Origin of the sequence: Escherichia sp. MOD1-EC6162 (assembly GCF_002965125.1) — a bacterium.
GTDB lineage: Bacteria > Pseudomonadota > Gammaproteobacteria > Enterobacterales > Enterobacteriaceae > Escherichia > Escherichia marmotae.
The window spans coordinates 1-25,916 of the sequence record NZ_PTSB01000013.1 but is presented as its reverse complement, the minus strand read 5'-3'; the positions used below and the strand labels follow the sequence as shown (position 1 = coordinate 25,916).

Below are 25,916 nucleotides of genomic sequence, written 5' to 3'. Positions count from 1 at the left end.
AATATACCGAAGGTTATTACAGGACAATGCAAAAAGGGGAGGCATTGCGCCTCCCGTTAAAACATTAACCGCGCAGTTGTACTACGCCGTCTTTCACTCGTGCTTCGTAATGCTTGACGGAGAACTGTTCGTCCTCCATGCACAAGCCGTCGCTTAAGCGAAAACGCTGTTTTTTCAGCGGGCTGGCTACCCACAGCTCACCCTGATGTTCCGCAATCAGCCCGCGTGACAGTACGCTGGATTCGAAGAACGGATCGATATTGCTGATAGCAAACACCTGGTCGCTGTGATACGGACGGAAAATTGCCACCTGCTCGTCACCTAACAGCGCGCAGACGCCGGTTTCAGGCAGGATGTCATCGATTTTGCAGATGTCTTTCCACTGGCTCATGCGTTGTCCTCCACCAGAGTTACCGGAATACGTTCATACGGCGTTGCCGGACGGTGCTGTTCGCGCTCAGGCACCATCTGCACATTCGGGTCACGCTTGTCGCTGTTGATGAAGTGCTTGAAGCGAGTCTGTGCAGACGGCGTATTGACCGTTTCAGTCCACTCACACACTACAGCTTCACGCAGGCGCGCCATCTCTTCTTCCAGATGTGCGTTCAGACCCAGTTTGTCATCAATGATCACCGCTTTCAGGTAATCGATGCCGCCTTCGAGGTTTTCTAACCACGGTGCGGTACGGGTCAGTTTGTCGGCAGTACGGATGTAGAACATCATGAAGCGGTCGAGATATTTGAGCAGCGTTTCGCGATCGATATCCGCTGCCAGCAGATCCGCATGACGCGGTTTCATGCCGCCGTTACCGCAAACGTACAGGTTCCAGCCTTTTTCAGTGGCGATGATACCTACGTCTTTGCCCTGCGCTTCTGAACATTCACGGGTACAACCAGAGACACCGAACTTGATTTTGTGCGGTGCGCGGATGCCTTTGTAGCGGTTTTCCAGTTCTACGCCGAGGCCGACGCTGTCGCCAACACCGTAGCGGCACCAGGTGCTACCCACGCAGGTTTTCGCCATACGCAGCGCTTTCGCATAGGCATGACCGGTTTCGAATCCCGCTTCAATCAGTTGACGCCAGATCTCCGGCAGATCGTCTTTCTGTGCACCAAACATCGCAATACGTTGGGAGCCGGTGATTTTGGTGTAGAGATTAAATTCACGTGCGATACGACCTACAGCCATCAAACCTTCCGGGGTAATTTCACCGCCCGGAGAACGCGGGATCACCGAATAGGTGCCGTCTTTCTGGATATTAGCGAGGAAGTTATCGTTAGAATCCTGCAACGGAGTATGCTGCGGTTTCAGAATGTATTCGTTCCAGCAGGACGCCAGCAGCGAACCGATGGTGGGTTTACACACTTCACAACCGTAGCCTTTGCCGTGTTTTGCCAGCAGTTCTTCGAAGGTTTTAATGCCTTCAACGCGAATCAAATGGAACAGTTCCTGGCGCGAATATGGGAAGTGTTCGCACAGGTTGTTGTTGACTTCGATGCCCTGTTTCGCCAGTTCGGCGTTCAGCACCTGAGTAACCAACGGAATGCAACCACCGCAGCCTGTACCCGCTTTGGTTTCGGCTTTCAGCGCTGCAACGGTGTGGCAGCCTTTGTTGATGGCAGCAATCAGATCGCCTTTGGTGACGTCGAAGCAGGAGCAGATTTGCGCGCTGTCCGGCAGTTTATCAACACCGATAGATGGTTTACCGCTGCCAGAGTGGGCAGGCAGGATCAGCGAGTCCGGGTTTTCCGGCAGTTCAATGGCGTTCAGTACCAGTTGCAGCAGGTTGCCATAGTCGCTGGTATCGCCCACCAGTACCGCACCGAGCAACGTTTTGTTGTCTTCGCTGACAACCAGACGTTTGTAAATCTCTTTGCTTTCGTCGAGGTAAACATAGCTACGCGCGCCTGGTGTACGACCATGCGCATCGCCAATACCGCCCACGTCTACGCCCAGCAGTTTCAGCTTGGCGCTAAGATCTGCACCTTCAAATGCGTTTTCGCTACCAAGAATGTGGTCAACAGCCACCTGAGCCATTTTGTAGCCCGGTGCTACCAGACCAAACACACGGTTGTTCCAGCTTGCGCATTCACCGATGGCGTAGATATCCGGATCGGAAGTCTGGCAGGAATCGTTAATAACGATACCCCCACGCGGAGCTACGTCCAGGCCACACTGAGTCGCCAGCTTATCGCGCGGACGGATACCGGTAGAGAAGACAATAAAGTCAACTTCCAGCTCGCTACCGTCGGCAAAACGCATGGTTTTACGTGCTTCGACACCTTCCTGCACAATTTCGAGGGTGTTTTTGCTGGTGTGAACGCGCACGCCCATGCTTTCGATTTTGCGACGAAGCTGTTCGCCGCCCATCTGATCAAGCTGTTCCGCCATCAGCATAGGGGCAAATTCGATAACGTGGGTTTCAATGCCTAAGTTTTTCAGCGCGCCAGCGGCTTCCAGACCTAACAGGCCGCCACCAACAACGGCACCGCGCTTGCTGCGACGGGCGCAGGATTCAATGGCGTTGAGGTCTTCAATGGTGCGATAGACAAAACAGTCCTGGGTATCAGAACCTTTGATCGGCGGGATCCACGGGTAGGAACCGGTCGCCATGATCAGCTTGTCATAATAAACGGTACGTCCGGCGCTGGAGTGGATCACCTTCTCCTGACGGTTGATGGTAATCGCGCGCTCACCGACCAGAACTTTAATGCCGTGTTTCTCATAAAAGCCTTCGCGCACCAGCGACAGCTCTTCGGCAGTGTGGTGAGAGAAGTAAGACGAGAGGTGTACGCGGTCATAAGCGATGCGCGGTTCTTCACAGAAAACGGTAATATCAAAGTTGGCCGCATCAGATTTATCAAGAAGATCTTCGATAAAGCGATGGCCGACCATACCGTTACCGATAATTGCGAGTCTGACTTTGCTCATTTTTGCCTCGATTTCTTTTCTATTACCGCCTACCTTAACGATTCAGCAACCCCACTTATTGATGCAAATCAAATTCACCTTTATATACCTCTTAAGGAGTATATTACTGATTTGTATAAATATTCTTAAGTTACGGAATTGTCTGACATTTCGTGCGTGTGCAAAAAATAGACAAAATAAGAGAGTTTAAAGATATGAGGATAGGTTGAGGGGAAGAGAGGAAAAAACCGGACGACGAAAGCGCCGCCCGATATTGGCAATTAATGAGAGGTCAGGGTGTTATGCTGACGGTGACGGCTGACAAAACCCAGCAGGAAGCACATCACGAATACCACAGCGTACAGACCATTTGCAGTGAGCAGCGCCGCCTGTGGACCGCTATGCTCTACAATCGGGCCAGTAACCACAAAGGTCAGCATGGTGCCGATGGTTCCGCAGGTGAGGACGAAGTTAACCAGTTTTGGGGACGGCACTTTGGTTTGCTGTGAACCCAGGGTGATGATGGTGGTATAGATCGCGCTGGAGAAGAAGCCCAGAGCGAGAATAGACCACGCCATATGTGCCGGTGTTCCAGTGTTAAAGACATACATCAGAATCGCGGCCAGTCCTGCCAGCACGGTCAGAATACGTTGCAGGTCAAAGAAACGCAGAATAAAGCTGAAGGCCCACATGCCGACCATGTACGACATCCAGAAGTTGCTTACCAGCGTTCCTGCGTCGTTCAGGCTCATGCCCAGACCTTTGGCGTACTCCGGCACCCAGGAGATAAAACCTAACTGACCGAGGATGTAGCACAGCGCCGCAATGGAGAGAAACAGCACGCCAATTCCCCATTTTTCTTTCACTACCGGAACGTCATTTTTTGGCGCATGTTTGCCCAGTGCCGGGAACTCACAGCCGAAGGTCAGAATAAAAATAGCGACGTACACCAGCCCGATGCAGGCATAAACCCAGTACCACTCAATGCTACGTGCCAGCAAAAATGCCGCGATCATCGGGAAAATCATCCCGGCCATACTGAAGAAGGAGTCGGTAAACAGCAAGCGAGAACCGCGCTGACGCCCTTCATACATTTGTGTAACCAGGAACGTACCAATCGACATGGTGATACCACTGACCACCCCGAGGATGAACATCGCCGCCGAGAACAACGCCAGACTGTGGCTGAACATCAAACCAGCAACCGCCAGCACCATCAGGAGAAAGCCAAAACGTAACTGCGTTTTCAGCGGGACGATTTCCATCAGCCAGGCGTTGAGGAAGATAGAGATTAAAATTCCGGCATTGAGGAAGGTGAAGGTGTTACTCATACTGGAAACGGGCAGATGGAAATAATCTGCAATATTCCCCATCACCATCCCGGTGACAATAACCAACGCACCGGTGAGTGCGTAGGAAAGAAAGCTAATCCATGTGAGCTTAATGCGATTGCTGTTAGTCATGATTGGCCTGCGTTGAAAGAGAAAATGGCATAGTGGGTATGCCGCGAGCGGGCGATTTTAGGTGATTTTGTGATCTGATTAAATATCTAATTGCAAACGGTTGCTAATTTGCAATATTTAAAGTGATTCTGATCACGGAATATAAGTGATCATCAGGTTACATATATTTCAAGTACGTAAAATTAGGTAAAGGAATGGCCTTGTCATTGAAGGCTATTTAGAATCTCTTCACTTGCTTTTTTTCTGCTCTGTTAAGGAAATCTCATGTTCAAATCGACCCTGGCAGCTTTTGTAGCTGTTTTCGCTCTTTCTGCTCTCTCACCTGTAGCAATGGCAGCGAAAGGGGACCCGCACGTATTGTTAACAACCTCTGCTGGTAATATCGAACTGGAGCTGGATAGCCAGAAAGCACCGGTATCAGTGCAAAACTTTGTCGATTATGTGAACAGCGGTTTTTATAACAACACCACTTTTCACCGGGTGATCCCGGGCTTTATGATTCAGGGCGGCGGTTTCACCGAGCAGATGCAGCAGAAAAAACCGAATCCGCCGATCAAAAATGAAGCTGATAACGGTCTGCGCAACACGCGCGGCACGATTGCTATGGCGCGTACTGCTGATAAAGACAGCGCAACCAGCCAGTTTTTTATTAACGTTGCCGATAACGCCTTCCTCGACCACGGCCAGCGTGATTTCGGCTACGCCGTCTTTGGTAAAGTGGTAAAAGGGATGGATGTCGCAGACAAGATTTCCCAGGTGCCGACTCATGATGTTGGTCCATACCAGAATGTGCCGTCAAAGCCGGTCGTTATCCTTTCCGCTAAAGTCCTGCCGTAACGATTTCTCGCGCGGGCAATATTGTCCGCGCATCTGCTCTCCCGGCGTAACCTGCATTTGCCGCTTATACTTGTGGCAAACGGACACGTTCAGGGAGGCATCAAGTGAAGAAACTCACCGATAAGCAAAAGTCCCGTCTTTGGGAACTTCAGCGTAATCGTAATTTCCAGGCCAGCCGCCGTCTCGAAGGTGTCGAGAGCCCCTTGGTGACGCTTACTGCCGCTGAGGCTTTGGTGCGCCTTGAAGAGCTAAGGAGGCACTATGAGCGATAAGTTCGGAGAAGGGCGCGACCCGTATCTTTATCCTGGCCTCGACATCATGCGTAACCGACTGGATATCCGCCAACAGCAGCGACTGGAGCAGGCCGCTTACGAAATGACGGCGCTGCGCGCCGCGACCATTGAGCTTGGTCCGCTGATGCGCGGTTTACCCCATTTGCGTGCTATTCATCGCCAGCTTTATCAGGATATTTTCGACTGGGCGGGCCAATTACGCGAAGTTGACATTTATCAAGGAGATACACCATTCTGCCACTTTGCCTATATCGAAAAAGAGGGCAATGCCCTGATGCAGGATCTGGAGGAAGAAGGTTATCTGGTCGGCCTTGAGAAAGAGAAGTTCGTTGAGCGGCTGGCACACTACTATTGTGAAATCAACGTCCTGCACCCATTCCGCGCGGGAAGTGGCCTTGCGCAGCGTATCTTCTTCGAACAACTGGCGATTCATGCTGGCTATCAATTGAGCTGGCTGGGCATCGAAAAAGAGGTGTGGAATCAGGCTAATCAGAGCGGGGCAATGGGCGATCTCTCTGCGCTGAAGACGATATTTAGCAAAGTGGTAAGCGAAGCCGGGGAATCTGAGTAAAATAGCGCGGTTCTTTCGTACCGGAGCCGCCATGATCCTGCTTATTGATAACTACGATTCTTTCACCTGGAACCTCTACCAGTATTTTTGTGAACTGGGGACGGATGTGCTGGTTAAGCGCAACGATGCGTTGACGCTGACGGATATTGACGCCCTTAAACCGCAGAAAATTGTCATATCGCCTGGACCCTGTACGCCAGATGAAGCCGGGATTTCCCTTGAGGTTATTCGTCACTATGCCGGACGGTTGCCGATTCTTGGCGTTTGCCTGGGGCATCAGGCGATGGCGCAGGTTTTCGGCGCTAAAGTGGTACGCGCCGCAAAGGTAATGCACGGCAAAACCTCACCCATTACGCATAACGGCGAAGGCGTATTTCAGGGGCTGGCAAATCCATTAACCGTGACGCGCTACCATTCACTGGTGGTGGACCCCGACTCGCTGCCGGAGTGTTTTGAAGTGACCGCCTGGAGCGAGACCCACGAGATTATGGGGATTCGCCATCGCCAGTGGGATCTCGAAGGGGTGCAATTTCATCCGGAAAGTATTCTTAGCGAACAGGGGCATCAGTTGCTGGCTAATTTCCTGCATCGCTGATTTCTGGTTGCCATTTAATGATTTTTTATGCATATTTTGTGATTATAATTTCATAATGATTTATGCGTAACAGGGTGATCATGAGATGGCAACTGAACAAACAGCAATTACACGCGCGACTTTCGATGAAGTGATTCTGCCGATTTATGCACCGGCAGAGTTTATTCCGGTAAAAGGCCAGGGTAGCCGAATCTGGGATCAACAGGGTAAGGAGTATGTCGATTTCGCGGGGGGGATTGCGGTTACGGCGTTAGGTCATTGCCATCCGGCGCTGGTGGAAGCGTTAAAAACCCAGGGCGAAACCTTGTGGCATATCAGCAACGTTTTCACCAATGAACCAGCATTACGTCTTGGGCGTAAACTGATTGAGGCGACCTTTGCCGAACGAGTGGTGTTTATGAACTCCGGGACGGAAGCCAACGAAACTGCCTTTAAACTGGCACGTCATTACGCTTGTGTGCGCCATAGCCCGTTCAAAACCAAAATTATTGCCTTCCATAACGCCTTTCATGGCCGATCATTGTTTACCGTCTCGGTGGGCGGCCAGCCGAAATATTCTGACGGCTTTGGGCCAAAACCGGCAGACATTATTCATGTTCCCTTTAACGATCTCCACGCGGTGAAAGCAGTGATGGATGATCATACCTGCGCAGTGGTTGTTGAGCCGATTCAGGGCGAGGGCGGCGTGACGGCTGCGACGCCGGAGTTTCTGCAGGGCTTGCGTGAACTGTGCGATCAACATCAGGCATTGCTGGTATTTGATGAAGTGCAGTGCGGGATGGGGCGGACAGGCGATTTATTTGCCTATATGCACTACGGCGTGACGCCGGATATCCTGACCTCCGCCAAAGCGTTAGGCGGTGGTTTCCCGATTAGCACCATGCTGACCACGGCGGAGATTGCGTCTGCGTTTCATCCTGGCTCGCACGGTTCCACCTACGGTGGTAATCCACTAGCCTGTGCGGTCGCTGGGGCGGCGTTTGATATCATCAATACGCCGGTCGTGCTGGAAGGCATTCAGGCGAAACGTCAGCGTTTTGTTGAGCATTTGCAGAAGATTGATCAGCAGTACGATGTGTTTAGCGATATTCGCGGCATGGGGCTGTTGATTGGTGCGGAGTTGAAACCACAATACAAAGGTAAGGCGCGTGATTTCCTTTATGCGGGTGCGGATGCAGGTGTAATGGTGCTGAACGCCGGACCAGATGTGGTGCGTTTTGCGCCGTCGCTGGTGGTGGAAGATGCGGATATCGACGAAGGGATGCAGCGTTTTGCCCGCGCAGTGGCGAAGGTGATTGCGGCGTAAAACGGGAGTAAGCCTGATAAGACGCGGTAAGCGTCGCACCAGGCAAAGGGCGTCGGATACGGCGTATGTGCCTTATCTGACCCTCGATTTTGTTCTGGCGATGAATAAATTACGCCTTCGAATCCCGCAACTTGCGACTCAACCAAATCCCGTGGTGTGGTCGCTGCCGCCAGGCCATTGCTGAAATGGTGTGCATCGTATTCAGATGGCCAATAACGCGTTGTAAATGCTGCTCCAGCGTGCCGGACGCACCTTCGTGTGGCAGCATCTCTGGCGAGTCGATGATATTGGCGTCACCAGAACTACCCGGTTCATCATATTCCAGTCGTTGCTGACAACGCTGAATGGCGATTTCACAAGACTGCAAGTACTCCTGCGCCAGTTCCGGCGGCAATGACCGGTGTTCCCGCGCCAGTGTGGTCATGGCATTGATATGTTCAACAATAAACTGACTATGTGTTACCCACAGTTTCATGTCTGCCAGATAATGGCTGTTAAACGCCGGTTCCTGCATCGCCTGATTCAGCGAGTTATACAGGGTATTATGCGCCTGATTCACCCGCATTCGCTGCCAGGCAAGTGGCGTGGGTTGCGGATCTTTACTGAGGATCAGACGAATAGCCTCCTGGTAAGTTTCTAAGGCGTCATGGGCGTTCTTGCGCAGTAAACCACTCTGCCACTGCGGCCACAGCCATACCGTGCCACCGAAGGCAATCAGACAGCCGATGATGGTATCAATGAGGCGTGGGATGATGTATTGCTCACCATTCAGCCACAGCAGTTGCAGGGTATACACAGCGGTAATGGTAAAACCGACCGTCGCCCAGCCGTAGTTCTTACGCAATATCAGATAGCTGGCGAGCGTGGTAATCAGCATCAATGTCAGGGTGTAACCTTCGGGAATTTTAAAGTGCAGCGCAACACCCGCAATGATTAACCCGACCACGGTTCCCACAGAACGATTCACAATCCGCAGGCGAGTAGCGCCATAACCATTTTGCGTCACCAACAATACCGTCATTAATATCCAATAGGATTTCGGCAAATGCAGCGCGGTGCCCATCAGGCTGGCAACACTTAGCATCACACTCAATCGTCCGGCATTACGCAGCGCTGGCGATTTCAGGGAAAGATAGCTTTTCAGCGCCGGGAGTAACGGCATTCGCCGCTGTTTATCTGCCAGCAGATCGCGGGCATAAAGTGGTTTTTGCGTTCGTAGCACGCGGGCGATGCGACTAAAGTGCCAGTAGCAAAATTGTCCCACGGGGTTATCCGGATGCTGGCGGGCGATTTTTTCCAGCGCGCCAATTTGCTTATCCATCGTAAAACGTGTCGGCAGGCGATGATAAAGAATGTCATCAGCCAGCACGCGCAGGCGGGCGGCGACAGTTTGTGCATTCCAGCGGATAACTTCCTCCGCATGGCTCCGCTCGACCAGCTTTTGCACCTCTTCCGGCTGATGCAAACTGACCGAGATATGTTCCTGTAAGTCCAGCGCCTCCTGGAAAATACGCAGCATCCGCTTGTAGTCCGTATTATTTTGCGCGGAAAGCATATGCATTTGCTGATAACACTGGGTAATTAAATCGACCGCTTTTTGCTGACGCACCAACAATGGTGGCAGAGCATTTTCGGGATCGGTGTGCTGAGTAAGCAGGCTGTATTTGGCTTCACAGTAATCCGCCAGTTCACGGTACAGCAGGCTAAGCGACTCGCGTAACGGTTGCTCACGCCAGAGCCAGAACCAGAACCAGTTAAACAGTCCATACCAGAGCGTGCCTAACGCGTAGATAAGCAACGGTTCCCAGACCGGCATATATCCCGCCAGACTGAGGGTAAAAATGGCGGCGAGTAGCGATGCGGGAAGTAATTTTGCATGCAATGGCCCTAACTCAGCAGTGACGCCAAGTATCAACGTTAACCCCGTCAGCAGAAAGGGTAGGGGGATATCTTTTTCCAGCAGCAGTTGCGTTAGCAAGCTACAAGTGGCAAACAGCGACGCACCAATGATTAAGCGTTTGAAAAAACGCTTATGAGGAGTATCAAGCCCCGCAATATTGCAACAGGCGGGGACGAGAGAAAAGAGCAGCCCGAGTCTTAATTCGCCAAGCAATAGACCAACGGCCACGGGCAAACATAGCACCAGTGTTTGTCGTAGTGCGTAGTTGATGTCGGGATGATAAATCAGTCTGCGCCACATCGGCTTAAACAAAACGGCGCGCTACCAGGTAACGCGCCACTCCGATGGGATCAACGGGTGCCGTAAACGACGATGGTTTTTCCGTGTGCAGAGATCAGGTTCTGATCTTCCAGCATCTTCAGAATACGTCCCACGGTTTCACGAGAACAGCCAACAATCTGACCGATTTCCTGACGGGTAATTTTGATTTGCATACCGTCCGGGTGAGTCATGGCATCGGGTTGTTTCGCCAGATTCAGCAGTGTCTGTGCAATACGACCTGTAACGTCGAGGAATGCCAGGTTGCCCACTTTCTCTGAAGTGACTTGCAGACGACGCGCCATCTGTGCGGAGAGACGCATCAGAATATCCGGGTTCACCTGAATTAATTGACGGAATTTTTTGTAGGAAATCTCAGCTACTTCACAGGCGGTTTTCGCACGTACCCATGCGCTACGTTCCTGGCCTTCTTCAAACAGGCCCAATTCGCCAATAAAATCACCCTGATTCAGATAGGAGAGGATCATTTCTTTACCCTCCTCGTCTTTAATCAGCACTGCCACAGAGCCTTTAACGATGTAATACAGCGTTTCCGCTTTTTCACCCTGGTGAATAAGCGTGCTCTTGGATGGGTACTTATGAATGTGGCAATGAGACAAGAACCATTCGAGAGTCGGGTCTGTTTGCGGTTTGCCAAGCACCATGCGCGGTTATCCTCTGTTATAAGCTTTCTCCAGAGCCAGAAAACGCCGCTGTCTCTGGATTGCCGAAATGTGCTTCCCGCTACCTGGGAAGGGGCTATCAACTGAACTGCACGGTAATGTGACGTCCTTTACATACATGCAGTACATCAATGTATTACTGTAGCATCCTGACTGTTTTAGCATAGCTTTCGCGTTGTGTCTCCTGGTGTCTCGCTTCAGCATGACCCAGGTCGCCTTCCGTTGCGCGATTTGGTCAGTACGCGTACTCTGTCAGGAAAATTGACGCAATGGAGTTCCGATTATGCAAGCGCGTGTGAAGTGGGTCGAAGGGTTAACTTTTTTGGGCGAGTCCGCCTCGGGTCACCAGATTTTAATGGACGGTAACTCTGGCGATAAAGCGCCAAGTCCGATGGAAATGGTGTTGATGGCGGCAGGCGGTTGCAGCGCCATTGATGTGGTTTCTATCCTGCAAAAAGGGCGTCAGGATGTGGTCGATTGTGAAGTAAAATTAACCTCTGAACGCCGCGAAGAGGCACCGCGCCTGTTTACGCACATCAATTTGCATTTTATCGTCACAGGTCGCGACCTGAAGGACGCGGCGGTTTCGCGAGCGGTGGATCTCTCTGCCGAGAAGTATTGTTCGGTAGCGCTGATGCTAGAGAAAGCCGTGAATATTACCCACTCCTATGAAGTGATAGCCGCGTGATTTAATGATTAAAATATGATGCCGGATATTATTTTATCCGGCATATAAGAACATTTACTCGATTTTCTTCCCTTCCATCAGTCGTTGTACCAGCGGCAGCATAATTAACTCCATTGCCAGACCCATTTTACCTCCCGGCACCACTAACGTATTGATGTGGGAAATGAATGAGCCTTGTAACATCGCCAGCAGCCAGGGGAAATCGATCCCTTCCAGATTACGAAAATGAATCACCACAAAACTTTCATCCAACGACGGGATGCCTTTTGCAGCGAAAGGGTTAGACGTGTCAACAGTGGGGACGCGCTGGAAGTTGATATGAGTGCGGGAAAACTGCGGCGTGATGTAGTTGATATAGTCTTCCATTGAGCGCACTACCGAGTCCATCACTGCTTCTCGTGAGTGTCCGCGCTCGCCAGTATCGCGGATGAGTTTTTGAATCCACTCCAGGTTAACGATAGGCACGACCCCAACCAATAAATCTACATGCTGCGCGACGTTATGTTGTGGCGTAACCACGCCGCCGTGCAATCCTTCATAAAACAGCACATCGGTCGGTTCTGGCAGCGCCTGCCACGGGGTAAACGTACCGGGCACCTGGTTCCACGGCACGGCTTCATCGTAGGTGTGCAGATATTTGCGCGACTGGCCTTTGCCGCTCAGCCCGTATTCAGTGAAGGTTTGTTCCAGCAGGCCGAAGTCGTTGGCCTCGGGACCGAAGTAGCTGATATGCCGCCCGGCATCGCGCGCTTTGCGGATCGCCATGTCCATTTCCGGGCGGGTGTAACGGTGAAAACTGTCGCCTTCCACTTCGGCTGCATGCAGATTTAACTGCGCGAATATTTTACGAAACGCGAGGCTGGTGGTGGTGGTCCCCGCGCCGCTGGATCCTGTTACTGCAATGACCGGATGTTTGGCAGACATAGTAACTCCATGACCTGGCTATCATTATTATCTTGTCCGCCGACGGTTGCAGGTTATTCGCGAAACTGACTACGCGGCATGATATTGACCGTTTCGTGCAGCTCCGACCATACCAGCACCGCTTCTCCGCATTGTAGCTGGCGTTTGACGTCGGCGGTTTTCTGTTCAAGTGTACGCTCATGTTCACCATAATCTGTGCCTTCGCGTAACACAAAACTTTCAATTAAATTTTCCAGCGTTTCGGGGGAGAGGTCTTGCCAGGGAATCAACATGATTTCGCCTCCAGATACATTGATAACCAGTCAGGAATGCGTGACTCAAGCCACATTTGCGGGTGGAGTAACGTACCGCTAATGAAGCCAACGTGACCGCCATGTTCGGTCAGTTGATACTCCACCTGCGTGGGTAAATTTTCCGGTTTAGGGATCACCTGATGATCCATAAACGGATCGTCTTTGGCATGAATAATTAGTGTCGGTTTGGCGATCCGATTGAGCAGCGGCATGGCGCTACACTGACGATAATAGTCGATGGCGTCAGCATAGCCGTGAATTTTGGCGGTGATCAGATCGTCAAATTCGCGGATGCGGCGCACCGATTTCAACTGCGAGAGATCTATCGGCAGTGTTCCGGGGTACGCCTTCAGTTTACGCGCTGCATTGGCTTTTAACAGATTCACCAGGTAACGCTGATAAACGCGGGAGAAGCCTTTATCCATGTGATAGCTACAGGCTTCCAGCATAAACGGCGCGGAGACAATTACCGCCGCCTCAATCGGGACGTCATTGCCTTCTTTAGCCAGCAGACAAGCCAGCATATTACCGCCAAGCGAATAGCCCACGGCAGCCGTTGGCGCATGACCAAATTCGCGTTGTAGCCAGCGTAAAAACCAACAGGCATCTTCCGTCTCACCAGAGTGATAAATGCGGTGCATCCGGTTTGGTTCACCGCTACAACCGCGAAAATGCATCACTACGCCAAGCCAACCACGCTTTTGCGCTGCCTCGACCAGACCATGTGCGTAAGGGCTATTCAGACTGCCTTCGAGACCATGAAAAACCACCAGACGCGGTTTATGTTGCGCTTGTGTGGGATCTTCACTCCACGCGAGATCGACAAAATCACCGTCAGGCAATTCCAGCCGCTGCCAGTGTGGGGTGAATTTCACCTGACGACGAAACAGACGCGGTAGCATGGTTTGCAAATGGCAATTACTGAAGCCGCGCATGGGGGTGAATTCAGCACTACTGCTGGCGTCGTTAAGATCGGTCGTCGTTACTTGCGCCATTAGTTGCTTTGGCCTTCCAGCAGCATTTGTTCCAGTTGCTCCTGGGCTTCCAGCCATGCCATTTCGCACTCTTCCAGCCCGGATTTGGCGCTGGCTTGCTGTTGCAGACAAGCGGTCAGTTCTGCTTTACGGCTCTGGTCGTATAGCTCGCTGTCGCCCAATTTTTCTTCTGCCTGTGCCAGTTGTGCATTCAGCTTTTCCATCTCTTTTTCCAGACGGGCGATTTCTTTACGTAGCGGCTGGGTTTGCGCACGCAGCTCTGCTTCCCGACGCTTCTGATCTTTACGTGCCTGGGCGCTGTTAGCGTTTTCTTTCGGCGCTTCGTCAGATTGGTTTTCCTGCTTCTGAACGTCGCTCAACCACTGTTGATAATCCTCCAGATCGCCATCGAACGGTTCGACTTTACGATCGTGAACCAGATAGAGATCGTCAGTGGTGGAACGCAGTAAGTGACGGTCGTGCGAAACGACAACCAGTGCGCCTTCAAACTCGATCAACGCTTCGGTTAGTGCCTGGCGCATGTCGAGGTCAAGGTGGTTGGTCGGTTCGTCGAGCAGCAGCAGATTCGGACGCTGCCAGACGATCAGCGCCAGCACCAGCCGTGCTTTTTCCCCACCGGAGAAACGGCGGGTTTCTTCCGTTACTTTATCGCCCTGGAAACCAAAGCCACCGAGGTAGTCTCGCAGTTTTTGTTCCAGCTCTTGCGGTGCTAAACGCGCCAGATGTTGAATGGGCGATTCATCTGCGCGCAGGTATTCCAGTTGATGCTGGGCGAAGTAACCGAGTTTAATCCCTTTCGCCAGGCCAATTTCACCGCTAATCGGCGCAAGTTCACCGGCTAACAATTTGATTAATGTTGATTTACCTGCGCCGTTGCGGCCTAACAGACCAATGCGCGAACCGGGGACCAGATTCAGTTTGATCGAGTCGAGAATAATGCGATCGCCATAACCCGCGCTGACCTTTTCCATCTTCAGCAATGGATTAGGCAGGCTTTCCGGCGCGCGGAAGCTAAAACGGAAAGGGTTATCGACGTGCGCGGGGGCAATCAGCTCCATGCGCTCGAGCATCTTAATGCGGCTCTGGGCTTGCTTCGCTTTGGTGGCTTTGGCGCGGAAACGGTCGATATAACTTTGCAGATGCGCCACGCGCTCCTGCTGGCTTTCGTACATCGCCTGTTGCTGCGCCAGACGGGTGGCGCGCTGCACTTCAAACGAACTGTAGTTGCCGGTGTACTCGAACATGCTTTGTTGTTCGATATGAATGATTTTATCGACGATCGGATCGAGGAAGTCGCGGTCGTGAGAGATAAGGATCAGCGTGCCCTGATAGCTCTTCAGCCATTTTTCCAGCCAGATAACTGCATCGAGATCGAGGTGGTTAGTCGGTTCGTCGAGCAGCAGCAAGTCTGAACGGCAAATCAGTGCCTGGGCGAGGTTAAGGCGCATTCGCCAGCCACCAGAGAAATCGCTCACCGGATACTCCAGTTGCTCATTGCTGAAACCGAGGCCATGCAGCAGGCTGGCGGCGCGGGAGCGAATACTCCACGCGTTGATAGCATCCAGCTTGCCGTGAATGGTCGCAATGGCATGTCCGTCGTTACGTTCGTTAGCATCCTGAAGTTGCGCTTCCAGTTGGCGATATTCGCGGTCGCCATCAATGACATATTCCAGTGCCGCTTGCGGTAGCGCCGGCGTTTCCTGATTCACCCACGCCAGTTGCCAGCTACCAGGAAAGGTGTAGCTGCCGCCGTCGGCGCTGATTTCATTTTTCAGCAATGCCAGTAGGGTAGATTTACCGCAGCCGTTTTTACCCACCAGGCCGACTTTCTGGCCAGGGTTAATAGTGGCGGTGGCATTATCCAGCAGGACGCGCACGCCGCGACGAATTTGTAACGAGGAGAAAACAATCATAAGGCGCCGTATGTTCAGACTATGTTAAATTATCATTATGATAATGTAGTGTATGGGCGAGCTGCCGCTCCGGGCGCAATGGTAGCCCAAAACAGCGACTATACACAAAACCATACCGGGAGGGGGATGATGTCTCAGCCAGCGAAAGTTTTGCTGCTGTATGCCCATCCGGAATCTCAGGACTCGGTGGCAAACCGGGTACTGCTTAAACCGGCCACGCAGCTCAGCAATGTTACCGTGCACGACCTTTACGCGCACTATCCCGATTTTTTTATTGATATTCCCCGTGAGCAGGCATTACTGCGTGAGCACGAGGTGATTGTTTTTCAGCATCCGCTTTATACCTACAGTTGCCCGGCGTTACTGAAAGAGTGGCTTGACCGGGTGTTAAGCCGTGGGTTTGCCAGCGGGCCGGGAGGAAACCAACTGGCGGGAAAGTACTGGCGTAGCGTGATCACCACCGGCGAACCAGAAAGTGCCTACCGTTATGACGCGCTGAATCGTTATCCGATGAGCGATGTTCTGCGCCCCTTTGAACTGGCGGCGGGCATGTGCCGGATGCATTGGTTAAGCCCCATCATTATTTACTGGGCGAGACGGCAAAGCGCACAGGAGCTGGCGAGTCACGCCAGAGCCTACAGCGACTGGCTGGCAAATCCGCTGCCCGTGGGAGGTCGCTGATGGAAGGTTCCGATTTTTTACTTGCAGGAGTGCTGTTTCTCTTCGCGGCGGTGGCTGCGGTGCCACTGGCATCGCGGCTGGGCATTGGTGCGGTGTTGGGATATTTGCTGGCTGGAATTGCGATTGGTCCGTGGGGACTGGGGTTTATTAGCGACGTCGATGAGATCCTCCACTTTTCGGAACTTGGCGTGGTGTTCCTGATGTTTATCATCGGGCTCGAGTTGAATCCTTCCAAGCTCTGGCAATTGCGGCGCTCCATTTTTGGCGTCGGCGCAGCGCAGGTGCTGTTAAGCGCGGCGTTGCTGGCAGGATTATTGATGCTGACGGACTTTGCCTGGCAGGCGGCAGTTGTGGGGGGAATTGGTCTGGCGATGTCTTCAACCGCAATGGCGTTGCAGCTAATGCGCGAGAAAGGGATGAATCGCAGCGAATCCGGTCAGTTAGGTTTCTCGGTGTTGCTGTTTCAGGATCTGGCGGTGATCCCGGCGCTGGCGTTAGTGCCGTTATTGGCGGGATCGGCAGACGAACATTTCGACTGGATGAAGGTCGGTATGAAGGTGCTGGCGTTTGTCGGCATGTTGATCGGCGGGCGCTATTTGCTGCGCCCGGTATTTCGCTTTATTGCGGCTTCAGGTGTGCGGGAAGTATTCACCGCCGCGACGTTACTGCTGGTGCTGGGGTCTGCGTTATTTATGGATGCGCTGGGGCTGTCGATGGCGCTCGGTACGTTTATTGCGGGCGTGTTGCTGGCGGAGAGCGAATATCGCCATGAACTGGAAACGGCTATCGATCCGTTTAAAGGCTTGCTGCTTGGACTGTTTTTTATCTCCGTCGGGATGTCGCTCAACCTTGGGGTGCTTTATACCCATCTTCTGTGGGTGGTGATAAGTGTGGTTGTGCTGGTAGCGGTGAAAATTCTCGTGCTGTATCTGCTGGCGAGGTTGTATGGCGTGCGCAGCTCCGAGCGGATGCAGTTTGCTGGTGTGCTGAGTCAGGGCGGTGAGTTTGCCTTTGTGCTCTTTTCTACAGCCTCTTCACAACGATTGTTTCAGGGCGATCAGATGGCGCTGTTGTTGGTGACAGTTACGCTTTCCATGATGACCACACCGCTGTTGATGAAGCTTGTGGATAAGTGGCTATCCCGCCAGTTCAACGCTCCGGAAGAAGAGGATGAAAAACCGTGGGTAAACGATGATAAACCGCAAGTGATTGTGGTGGGCTTCGGACGTTTTGGTCAGGTGATTGGTCGTTTGCTGATGGCGAATAAAATGCGCATTACCGTGCTGGAGCGGGATATCAGCGCGGTTAACCTGATGCGCAAATATGGCTACAAAGTATATTACGGCGACGCTACGCAAGTTGACCTGTTGCGCTCTGCGGGTGCAGAAGCCGCAGAATCCATCGTCATTACCTGCAATGAACCGGAAGACACCATGAAACTGGTGGAAATATGCCAGCAACACTTCCCGCATTTGCATATTCTTGCGCGAGCGCGCGGACGTGTGGAAGCGCATGAGTTATTACAGGCAGGGGTGACGCAGTTTTCCCGTGAAACATTCTCCAGTGCGTTAGAGCTGGGGCGCAAAACGCTGGTTACGCTTGGGATGCACCCGCATCAGGCACAGCGGGCACAGCTCCATTTTCGTCGCCTGGATATGCGTATGTTGCGGGAGTTAATCCCGATGCATGCCGATACCGTACAAATTTCTCGCGCCAGGGAAGCCCGACGCGAACTGGAAGAGATTTTCCAGCGTGAGATGCAACAAGAACGACGTCAGTTCGACGGCTGGGATGAATTTGAGTAGAGGGTGAATATGGCAATACGAAAACGCTTTATCGCTGGTGCAAAATGTCCAGCCTGTCAGGCGCAGGATTCAATGGCGATGTGGCGCGAAAATAATATTGATATTGTTGAATGCGTTAAGTGCGGACACCAAATGCGGGAAGCGGATAAAGAAGCCCGCGATCACGTTCGCAAAGATGAGCAAGTTATCGGGATTTTTTATCCGGACTAGCGATATGCGCTGAGTTTTTTTAAGCTAGTGAGTACACGGCTGCAGAATTCCGCTACAATCTGCGCCACAATTCTTCCCATGCTCAGGAGATATCATGAAAGTAGCAAAAGACCTGGTGGTCAGCCTGGCCTATCAGGTACGTACAGAAGACGGTGTGTTGGTTGATGAGTCTCCGGTGAGTGCGCCGCTGGACTACCTGCATGGTCACGGTTCCCTGATCTCTGGCCTGGAAACGGCGCTGGAAGGTCATGAAGTTGGCGACAAATTTGATGTCGCTGTTGGCGCGAACGACGCTTACGGTCAGTACGACGAAAACCTGGTTCAGCGCGTTCCTAAAGACGTATTTATGGGCGTTGACGAACTGCAGGTGGGTATGCGCTTCCTGGCTGAAACCGACCAGGGGCCAGTACCGGTTGAAATCACTGCCGTTGAAGACGATCACGTTGTGGTTGACGGTAACCACATGCTGGCTGGTCAGAATCTGAAATTCAACGTTGAAGTTGTGGCGATTCGTGAAGCGACCGAAGAGGAACTGGCTCACGGTCACGTTCATGGTGCGCACGATCATCACCACGATCACGACCACGACGGTTGCTGCGGCGGTCATGGCCACGATCACGGTCATGAACACGGTGGCGAAGGTTGCTGTGGCGGTAAAGGTAACGGCGGTTGCGGTTGCCACTAAGGCAGAACAGGTGACAAAAAAGCGGGGAATTCCCCGCTTTTTTTCGCCTCAATAGTGCGGAGGTGGCGTTTCTTCAGCCTGTGACGCGATGTTCGACGGCTGACTGGCTTTTAACTTCTCGGTCAGCAGACGCAGATGATCGCGCAGTTTTGCCATCTCCATTTCATGAGCGGTCACCGTGACGTTCAGTTCTTCAATGGTGATTTCCTGAAAAGCCAGTCGGCTCTCCAGCTCTGCCAGGCGTGCTTCCATTGATAAATCCTGCATGATTCACCTCTTTTGTCGAATGGTCGCCGCGGATTCTACTTAACTTTGTTGCCAGAGACAGCACTCATTTTGTGGCATCGAAACTAATTTAAACAAAAAGAGTCTGAAAATAGATGATAATAGGGCGTGTCTGTATGTAGATTTATCCGACAACGCTTTATAGTACCCTTCTGATAATAGTTAACCCTGGGGTGAGATGCCCCGATCCTGGAGATATGGATGAAATCACTGTTTAAAGTAACGCTGCTGGCGACCACAATGGCTGTTGCCCTGCATACACCAATCACTTTTGCTGCCGAAGCGGCGAAACCTGCTACAACTGCTGACAGCAAAGCAGCGTTCAAAAATGACGATCAGAAATCAGCTTACGCACTGGGCGCTTCGCTGGGTCGTTACATGGAAAATTCTCTGAAAGAACAAGAAAAGTTGGGCATTAAACTGGATAAAGATCAGCTGATCGCTGGCGTTCAGGATGCATTTGCTGATAAGAGCAAACTTTCCGATCAAGAGATCGAACAGACTCTGCAAGCGTTTGAAGCACGCGTGAAATCCTCCGCTCAGGCGAAGATGGAAAAAGATGCGGCTGATAACGAAGCGAAAGGTAAAGAGTACCGCGAGAAATTTGCCAAAGAGAAAGGTGTGAAAACCTCTTCTACTGGCCTGGTGTATCAAGTCCTGGATGCCGGTAAAGGTGAAGCACCGAAAGACAGCGACACTGTTGTGGTGAACTACAAAGGTACGCTGATCGACGGTAAAGAGTTCGATAACTCTTACACCCGTGGTGAACCGCTCTCCTTCCGTCTGGATGGTGTAATCCCGGGCTGGACTGAAGGTCTGAAGAACATTAAGAAAGGCGGCAAGATTAAGCTGGTTATTCCACCAGAACTGGCTTACGGCAAAGCGGGTGTTCCGGGGATCCCACCGAATTCTACCCTGGTGTTTGACGTAGAGCTGCTGGATGTGAAACCAGCGCCGAAGGCTGATACGAAGCCAGAAGCAGATGCTAAAGCAGCAGATTCTGCTAAAAAATAAGCATTAAAAACCGCCGCCTGACCAGGCGGCGGTTTTTTTATTGCAGGCCGGATATAATTAGTGCTGGAAAGCGGAACCTCCGCTGTATTAATTTAATTACCCGCATCATTAATGAGCCTGCCCTGAAAAGTTAACGACAGGCTCCTGAAAAGGAGTGTTTTTTTTCATGTCCAGGTCGCTTTTAACCAACGAAACCAGTGAGTTGGATTTACTGGATCAACGTCCTTTCGACCAGACCGATTTTGATATTCTGAAATCCTACGAAGCGGTGGTGGACGGGTTAGCGATGCTCATTGGCTCCCACTGTGAAATCGTTTTGCACTCTTTGCAGGATTTAAAATGTTCAGCCATTCGTATTGCCAACGGTGAACATACAGGCCGGAAGATTGGTTCGCCAATTACCGATCTGGCGCTGCGTATGCTGCACGATATGACGGGGGCGGATAGCAGCGTTTCTAAATGCTACTTTACTCGCGCCAAAAGCGGAGTATTAATGAAGTCCCTGACAATCGCCATTCGTAACCGCGAACAGCGAGTGATTGGTCTGCTATGTATCAATATGAATCTTGATGTTCCTTTCTCGCAGATTATGAGCACTTTTGTGCCGCCAGAAACCCCGGATGTCGGTTCAAGCGTCAACTTTGCCTCTTCTGTTGAAGATCTGGTTACCCAAACGCTGGAGTTCACCATTGAAGAAGTGAACGCCGATCGCAATGTTTCTAATAACGCCAAAAATCGCCAGATCGTGCTGAATCTTTACGAGAAAGGCATCTTCGACATCAAAGACGCGATCAACCAGGTGGCTGACCGTCTGAATATCTCCAAACATACTGTCTATCTCTATATCCGTCAGTTCAAGAGCGGTGATTTCCAGGGGCAAGATAAGTAATGCGTTTTGCCATCGTGGTAACCGGGCCAGCATACGGTACGCAACAGGCGAGTAGTGCTTTTCAGTTTGCGCAGGCGCTGATAGCCGAAGGTCATGAGCTGAGTAGCGTCTTTTTCTACCGGGAAGGTGTCTACAACGCCAACCAGTTGACCTCTCCCGCGAGTGATGAATTTGACCTTGTGCGCGGCTGGCAGCAATTGAATACACAACACGGCGTGATGCTGAATATTTGTGTGGCGGCAGCATTACGTCGCGGTATTGTCGATGAAACTGAGGCTGGAAGATTAGGTCTGGCATCAGCTAATCTCCAGCCGGGCTTTACCTTAAGTGGCCTTGGCGCTCTGGCGGAAGCCTCGCTGACCTGCGACAGGGTGGTACAGTTCTGATGAAACGAATTGCGTTTGTCTTTTCTACTGCACCCCACGGCACAGCGGCTGGCCGTGAAGGATTAGATGCATTACTCGCAACCTCCGCATTAACTGACGATATTGCAGTTTTCTTTATTGCCGATGGTGTTTTTCAAATTCTGCCAGGCCAAAAGCCCGATGTAGTGCTGGCGCGTGATTACATCGCTACCTTTAAACTGCTGGGGCTTTACGACATTGAACAGTGTTGGGTTTGTGCGGCTTCACTACGTGAACGCGGGTTAAATCCGGAGACACCATTGGTCGTGGAAGCCACGCCGCTCGAAGCTGAAACATTACGTCGTGAGCTTGGCAATTATGATGTTATTTTAAGATTTTGAGGCGTCCATGCTGCACACATTACATCGCTCCCCCTGGTTGACGGATTTTTCTGCACTGCTGCGTCTGCTCGGCGAGGGCGACGAACTGCTGTTATTGCAGGATGGCGTAACTGCCGCAGTTGACGGTAACCGCTACCTTGAAAGTCTACGTAATGCCCCCATTAAGGTCTATGCCCTGAACGAAGACCTCATTGCTCGCGGTTTGAGTGGTCAAATTTCGAACGATATCATCCGAATTGACTATACTGATTTCGTCAGACTTACGGTTAAGCACACCAGTCAGATGGCCTGGTGACGGCGGGATCGTTGTATATTTCTTGACACCTTTTCGACACCGCCCTAAAATTCGGCGTCCTCATATTGTGTGAGGACGTTTTATTACGTGTTTACGAAGCAAAAGCTAAAACCAGGAGCTATTTAATGGCAACAGTTAACCAGCTGGTACGCAAACCACGTGCTCGCAAAGTTGCGAAAAGCAACGTGCCTGCGCTGGAAGCATGCCCGCAAAAACGTGGCGTATGTACTCGTGTATATACTACCACTCCTAAAAAACCGAACTCCGCACTGCGTAAAGTATGCCGTGTTCGTCTGACTAACGGTTTCGAAGTGACTTCCTACATCGGTGGTGAAGGTCACAACTTGCAGGAACACTCCGTGATCCTGATCCGTGGCGGTCGTGTTAAAGACCTCCCGGGTGTTCGTTACCACACCGTACGTGGCGCGCTTGACTGCTCCGGCGTTAAAGACCGTAAGCAGGCTCGTTCCAAGTATGGCGTGAAGCGTCCTAAGGCTTAATGGTTCTCCGTTAAGTAAGGCCAAACGTTTTAAATTAATGTCAAACTAAACTCGTAGAGTTTTGGACAATCCTGAATTAACAACGGAGTATTTCCATGCCACGTCGTCGCGTCATTGGTCAGCGTAAAATTCTGCCAGATCCGAAGTTCGGATCAGAACTGCTGGCTAAATTTGTAAATATCCTGATGGTAGATGGTAAAAAATCTACTGCTGAATCTATCGTATACAGCGCGCTGGAGACCCTGGCTCAGCGTTCTGGTAAATCTGAACTGGAAGCATTCGAAGTAGCTCTCGAAAACGTGCGCCCGACTGTCGAAGTTAAGTCTCGCCGCGTTGGTGGTTCTACTTATCAGGTCCCAGTTGAAGTCCGTCCGGTTCGTCGTAATGCTCTGGCAATGCGTTGGATCGTTGAAGCTGCTCGTAAACGCGGTGATAAATCCATGGCTCTGCGCCTGGCGAACGAACTTTCCGATGCTGCAGAAAACAAAGGCACTGCAGTTAAGAAACGTGAAGACGTTCACCGTATGGCCGAAGCCAACAAGGCGTTCGCACACTACCGTTGGTAATCCCTTCGGAGTTTTAGTCACCAGGCGGGCGCTTCCAGTAAGCAGCCCGCTTTGGGCTACTTAAATTGAACGCCTAAAAGATAAACGAGGAAACAAATGGCTCGTACAACACCCATCGCACGCTACCGTAACATCGGTATCAGTGCGCACATCGACGCCGGTAAAACCACTACTACCGAACGTATTCTGTTCTACACCGGTGTAAACCATAAAATCGGTGAAGTTCATGACGGCGCTGCAACCATGGACTGGATGGAGCAGGAGCAGGAACGTGGTATTACCATCACTTCCGCTGCGACTACTGCATTCTGGTCTGGTATGGCTAAGCAGTATGAGCCGCATCGCATCAACATCATCGACACCCCGGGGCACGTTGACTTCACAATCGAAGTAGAACGTTCCATGCGTGTTCTCGATGGTGCGGTAATGGTTTACTGCGCAGTTGGTGGTGTTCAGCCGCAGTCTGAAACCGTATGGCGTCAGGCAAACAAATATAAAGTTCCGCGCATTGCGTTCGTTAACAAAATGGACCGCATGGGTGCGAACTTCCTGAAAGTTGTTAACCAGATCAAAACCCGTCTGGGCGCGAACCCGGTTCCGCTGCAGTTGGCGATTGGTGCTGAAGAACATTTCACCGGTGTTGTTGACCTGGTGAAAATGAAAGCTATCAACTGGAACGATGCTGACCAGGGCGTAACCTTCGAATACGAAGATATCCCGGCAGACATGGTTGAACTGGCTAACGAATGGCACCAGAACCTGATCGAATCCGCGGCTGAAGCTTCTGAAGAGCTGATGGAAAAATACCTGGGTGGTGAAGAACTGACTGAAGCAGAAATCAAAGGTGCTCTGCGTCAGCGCGTTCTGAACAACGAAATCATCCTGGTAACCTGTGGTTCTGCGTTCAAGAACAAAGGTGTTCAGGCGATGCTGGATGCGGTAATTGATTACCTGCCATCCCCGGTTGACGTACCTGCGATCAACGGTATCCTGGACGACGGTAAAGACACTCCGGCTGAACGTCACGCAAGTGATGACGAGCCGTTCTCTGCACTGGCGTTCAAAATTGCTACCGACCCGTTTGTTGGTAACCTGACCTTCTTCCGTGTGTACTCCGGTGTGGTTAACTCTGGTGATACCGTACTGAACTCCGTGAAAGCTGCACGTGAGCGTTTCGGCCGTATCGTTCAGATGCATGCTAACAAACGTGAAGAGATCAAAGAAGTTCGCGCGGGCGACATCGCTGCTGCAATCGGTCTGAAAGACGTAACCACTGGTGACACCCTGTGTGACCCGGATGCGCCGATCATTCTGGAACGTATGGAATTCCCTGAGCCGGTAATCTCCATCGCAGTAGAACCGAAAACCAAAGCTGACCAGGAAAAAATGGGTCTGGCTCTGGGCCGTCTGGCTAAAGAAGACCCGTCTTTCCGTGTATGGACTGACGAAGAATCTAACCAGACCATCATCGCGGGTATGGGTGAGCTGCACCTCGACATCATCGTTGACCGTATGAAGCGTGAATTCAACGTTGAAGCGAACGTAGGTAAACCGCAGGTTGCTTACCGTGAAACTATCCGCCAGAAAGTTACCGATGTTGAAGGTAAACACGCGAAACAGTCTGGTGGTCGTGGTCAGTATGGTCATGTTGTTATCGACATGTACCCGCTGGAGCCGGGTTCAAACCCGAAAGGCTACGAGTTCATCAACGACATTAAAGGTGGTGTAATCCCTGGCGAATACATCCCGGCCGTTGATAAAGGTATCCAGGAACAACTGAAAGCTGGCCCGCTGGCAGGCTACCCGGTAGTAGACATGGGTATTCGTCTGCACTTCGGTTCTTACCATGACGTTGACTCCTCTGAACTGGCGTTTAAACTGGCTGCTTCTATCGCCTTTAAAGAAGGCTTTAAGAAAGCGAAACCAGTTCTGCTTGAGCCGATCATGAAGGTTGAAGTAGAAACTCCTGAAGAGAACACCGGTGACGTTATCGGTGACTTGAGCCGTCGTCGTGGTATGCTCAAAGGTCAGGAATCTGAAGTTACTGGCGTTAAGATCCACGCTGAAGTACCGCTGTCTGAAATGTTCGGATATGCAACTCAGCTGCGCTCTCTGACCAAAGGTCGCGCATCATACACTATGGAATTCCTGAAGTATGATGAAGCGCCGAGTAACGTTGCTCAGGCCGTAATTGAAGCCCGTGGTAAATAAGCCTCAGGGTTAATACCAAAGTCCCGTGCTCTCTCCTGAAGGGGAGAGCACTATAGTAAGGAATATAGCCGTGTCTAAAGAAAAATTTGAACGTACAAAACCGCACGTTAACGTTGGTACTATCGGCCACGTTGACCACGGTAAAACTACTCTGACCGCTGCAATCACCACCGTACTGGCTAAAACCTACGGCGGTGCTGCTCGTGCATTCGACCAGATCGATAACGCGCCGGAAGAAAAAGCTCGTGGTATCACCATCAACACTTCTCACGTTGAATACGACACCCCGACCCGTCACTACGCACACGTAGACTGCCCGGGGCACGCCGACTATGTTAAAA

At 51.6% G+C, this 25,916-nt stretch carries 29 protein-coding genes; 19 read left to right on the top strand and 10 right to left on the bottom strand.

What is annotated here, in order from left to right:
• Positions 1 to 64: 64 nt before the first annotated feature.
• From nirD to tsgA, 3 genes are all read right to left on the bottom strand, one after another.
• Positions 65 to 391 carry a nitrite reductase small subunit NirD gene (gene nirD, locus A9587_RS12625; protein WP_000084764.1) on the bottom strand — a complete coding sequence of 109 codons (327 nt, stop codon included), beginning with the start codon at positions 389 to 391 and terminating at the stop codon, positions 65 to 67.
• Positions 388 to 2,931 (bottom strand): NADPH-nitrite reductase large subunit, encoded by a 2,544-nt coding sequence (gene nirB, locus A9587_RS12620; RefSeq protein ID WP_000049234.1) that lies wholly within the window; start codon positions 2,929 to 2,931, stop codon positions 388 to 390. Before nirB ends, nirD begins: the two co-directional genes overlap by 4 nt.
• Positions 2,932 to 3,191: 260 nt before the next feature.
• Positions 3,192 to 4,373: an MFS transporter TsgA gene (gene tsgA, locus A9587_RS12610; protein WP_000185221.1), complete on the bottom strand. Its 1,182-nt coding sequence runs from the start codon at positions 4,371 to 4,373 to the stop codon at positions 3,192 to 3,194.
• A 264-nt stretch (positions 4,374 to 4,637) separates the two neighbouring features.
• On the opposite strand from tsgA, the gene ppiA reads away from it, so the two are divergent.
• From ppiA to argD, 5 genes are all read left to right on the top strand, one after another.
• Complete coding sequence (gene ppiA / locus A9587_RS12605; RefSeq protein ID WP_000477213.1) at positions 4,638 to 5,210, top strand: peptidylprolyl isomerase A; 573 nt, start codon at positions 4,638 to 4,640, stop codon at positions 5,208 to 5,210.
• Positions 5,211 to 5,314: 104 nt separating this feature from the next.
• Positions 5,315 to 5,482 (top strand): YhfG family protein, encoded by a 168-nt coding sequence (locus tag A9587_RS12600; RefSeq protein ID WP_000736867.1) that lies wholly within the window; start codon positions 5,315 to 5,317, stop codon positions 5,480 to 5,482.
• Positions 5,472 to 6,074, top strand: coding sequence for a putative adenosine monophosphate-protein transferase Fic (locus tag A9587_RS12595; RefSeq protein WP_001517209.1), 603 nt, complete (start codon positions 5,472 to 5,474; stop codon positions 6,072 to 6,074). The genes A9587_RS12600 and A9587_RS12595 overlap by 11 nt, the downstream gene beginning before the upstream one ends.
• Before the next feature lie 31 nt (positions 6,075 to 6,105).
• Positions 6,106 to 6,669, top strand: a complete 564-nt coding sequence (gene pabA, locus A9587_RS12590) for an aminodeoxychorismate synthase component 2 (RefSeq protein ID WP_000601889.1) — start codon at positions 6,106 to 6,108, stop codon at positions 6,667 to 6,669.
• Between the two features lie 85 nt (positions 6,670 to 6,754).
• Positions 6,755 to 7,975 carry a bifunctional acetylornithine/succinyldiaminopimelate transaminase gene (gene argD, locus A9587_RS12585; RefSeq protein ID WP_000190011.1) on the top strand — a complete coding sequence of 407 codons (1,221 nt, stop codon included), beginning with the start codon at positions 6,755 to 6,757 and terminating at the stop codon, positions 7,973 to 7,975.
• A gap of 109 nt (positions 7,976 to 8,084) precedes the next feature.
• Here the strand turns inward: argD and A9587_RS12580 are convergent, their stop codons facing one another.
• Entirely contained in the window at positions 8,085 to 10,175 is a 2,091-nt protein-coding gene (locus A9587_RS12580) for a YccS/YhfK family putative transporter (protein WP_001517208.1), read from the bottom strand.
• Positions 10,176 to 10,225: 50 nt separating this feature from the next.
• Entirely contained in the window at positions 10,226 to 10,858 is a 633-nt protein-coding gene (gene crp, locus A9587_RS12575; protein ID WP_000242755.1) for a cAMP-activated global transcriptional regulator CRP, read from the bottom strand.
• A gap of 301 nt (positions 10,859 to 11,159) precedes the next feature.
• On the opposite strand from crp, the gene A9587_RS12565 reads away from it, so the two are divergent.
• Positions 11,160 to 11,564: an OsmC family protein gene (locus A9587_RS12565; protein WP_001517207.1), complete on the top strand. Its 405-nt coding sequence runs from the start codon at positions 11,160 to 11,162 to the stop codon at positions 11,562 to 11,564.
• A 54-nt stretch (positions 11,565 to 11,618) separates the two neighbouring features.
• Here A9587_RS12565 and A9587_RS12560 read toward each other — a convergent pair whose 3' ends face one another.
• Genes A9587_RS12560 through A9587_RS12545 form a run of 4 tightly spaced genes read right to left on the bottom strand, consistent with a single transcriptional unit; the run spans position 11,619 to position 15,689 of the window.
• Positions 11,619 to 12,488 carry a phosphoribulokinase gene (locus A9587_RS12560; protein ID WP_001274686.1) on the bottom strand — a complete coding sequence of 290 codons (870 nt, stop codon included), beginning with the start codon at positions 12,486 to 12,488 and terminating at the stop codon, positions 11,619 to 11,621.
• A 53-nt stretch (positions 12,489 to 12,541) separates the two neighbouring features.
• Positions 12,542 to 12,760, bottom strand: coding sequence for a YheU family protein (locus tag A9587_RS12555; RefSeq protein ID WP_000907082.1), 219 nt, complete (start codon positions 12,758 to 12,760; stop codon positions 12,542 to 12,544).
• On the bottom strand, positions 12,754 to 13,776 hold the full coding sequence (locus A9587_RS12550; RefSeq protein ID WP_105263288.1) for a hydrolase: 1,023 nt from the start codon (positions 13,774 to 13,776) through the stop codon (positions 12,754 to 12,756). The genes A9587_RS12555 and A9587_RS12550 overlap by 7 nt, the downstream gene beginning before the upstream one ends.
• Positions 13,776 to 15,689 (bottom strand): ABC transporter ATP-binding protein, encoded by a 1,914-nt coding sequence (locus A9587_RS12545; protein ID WP_105263287.1) that lies wholly within the window; start codon positions 15,687 to 15,689, stop codon positions 13,776 to 13,778. Before A9587_RS12545 ends, A9587_RS12550 begins: the two co-directional genes overlap by 1 nt.
• A gap of 129 nt (positions 15,690 to 15,818) precedes the next feature.
• Here A9587_RS12545 and kefG point away from each other — a divergent pair, with 129 nt between their 5' ends.
• The 4 genes from kefG to slyD all read left to right on the top strand — a co-directional run bounded on the left by kefG (position 15,819) and on the right by slyD (position 19,070).
• A complete protein-coding gene (kefG, locus tag A9587_RS12535) occupies positions 15,819 to 16,370 on the top strand; it encodes a glutathione-regulated potassium-efflux system ancillary protein KefG (protein ID WP_001517205.1) in 552 nt (183 codons plus the stop codon).
• A complete protein-coding gene (kefB, locus tag A9587_RS12530) occupies positions 16,370 to 18,175 on the top strand; it encodes a glutathione-regulated potassium-efflux system protein KefB (protein WP_000399145.1) in 1,806 nt (601 codons plus the stop codon). Before kefG ends, kefB begins: the two co-directional genes overlap by 1 nt.
• 9 nt (positions 18,176 to 18,184) lie before the next feature.
• Entirely contained in the window at positions 18,185 to 18,385 is a 201-nt protein-coding gene (locus A9587_RS12525) for a YheV family putative zinc ribbon protein (RefSeq protein WP_001007731.1), read from the top strand.
• Between the two features lie 94 nt (positions 18,386 to 18,479).
• Positions 18,480 to 19,070 (top strand): peptidylprolyl isomerase, encoded by a 591-nt coding sequence (gene slyD / locus A9587_RS12520; protein ID WP_000861334.1) that lies wholly within the window; start codon positions 18,480 to 18,482, stop codon positions 19,068 to 19,070.
• A gap of 48 nt (positions 19,071 to 19,118) precedes the next feature.
• Here the strand turns inward: slyD and A9587_RS12515 are convergent, their stop codons facing one another.
• Positions 19,119 to 19,337 carry a protein SlyX gene (locus A9587_RS12515; RefSeq protein ID WP_001153620.1) on the bottom strand — a complete coding sequence of 73 codons (219 nt, stop codon included), beginning with the start codon at positions 19,335 to 19,337 and terminating at the stop codon, positions 19,119 to 19,121.
• Positions 19,338 to 19,556: 219 nt separating this feature from the next.
• On the opposite strand from A9587_RS12515, the gene fkpA reads away from it, so the two are divergent.
• The 9 genes from fkpA to A9587_RS12470 all read left to right on the top strand — a co-directional run.
• The gene (gene fkpA / locus A9587_RS12510) at positions 19,557 to 20,369 is read left to right on the top strand and encodes an FKBP-type peptidyl-prolyl cis-trans isomerase (RefSeq protein ID WP_000838277.1); all 813 of its coding nucleotides are present in this window, start codon (positions 19,557 to 19,559) and stop codon (positions 20,367 to 20,369) included.
• Between the two features lie 166 nt (positions 20,370 to 20,535).
• The gene (locus A9587_RS12505) at positions 20,536 to 21,258 is read left to right on the top strand and encodes a helix-turn-helix transcriptional regulator (protein ID WP_000091466.1); all 723 of its coding nucleotides are present in this window, start codon (positions 20,536 to 20,538) and stop codon (positions 21,256 to 21,258) included.
• Entirely contained in the window at positions 21,258 to 21,644 is a 387-nt protein-coding gene (tusD, locus tag A9587_RS12500) for a sulfurtransferase complex subunit TusD (RefSeq protein WP_001209699.1), read from the top strand. The genes A9587_RS12505 and tusD overlap by 1 nt, the downstream gene beginning before the upstream one ends.
• Complete coding sequence (gene tusC, locus A9587_RS12495; protein ID WP_001517204.1) at positions 21,644 to 22,003, top strand: sulfurtransferase complex subunit TusC; 360 nt, start codon at positions 21,644 to 21,646, stop codon at positions 22,001 to 22,003. The genes tusD and tusC overlap by 1 nt, the downstream gene beginning before the upstream one ends.
• Positions 22,004 to 22,010: 7 nt before the next feature.
• Complete coding sequence (gene tusB / locus A9587_RS12490; protein WP_000903393.1) at positions 22,011 to 22,298, top strand: sulfurtransferase complex subunit TusB; 288 nt, start codon at positions 22,011 to 22,013, stop codon at positions 22,296 to 22,298.
• A gap of 125 nt (positions 22,299 to 22,423) precedes the next feature.
• On the top strand, positions 22,424 to 22,798 hold the full coding sequence (rpsL, locus tag A9587_RS12485) for a 30S ribosomal protein S12 (protein WP_000246815.1): 375 nt from the start codon (positions 22,424 to 22,426) through the stop codon (positions 22,796 to 22,798).
• A gap of 95 nt (positions 22,799 to 22,893) precedes the next feature.
• On the top strand, positions 22,894 to 23,364 hold the full coding sequence (gene rpsG, locus A9587_RS12480; RefSeq protein WP_001138043.1) for a 30S ribosomal protein S7: 471 nt from the start codon (positions 22,894 to 22,896) through the stop codon (positions 23,362 to 23,364).
• A gap of 96 nt (positions 23,365 to 23,460) precedes the next feature.
• Entirely contained in the window at positions 23,461 to 25,575 is a 2,115-nt protein-coding gene (gene fusA, locus A9587_RS12475; protein WP_000124700.1) for an elongation factor G, read from the top strand.
• Positions 25,576 to 25,645: 70 nt separating this feature from the next.
• On the top strand, positions 25,646 to 25,916 hold a 271-nt coding region (locus A9587_RS12470), incomplete at its 3' end, for a GTP-binding protein (RefSeq protein ID WP_000031677.1).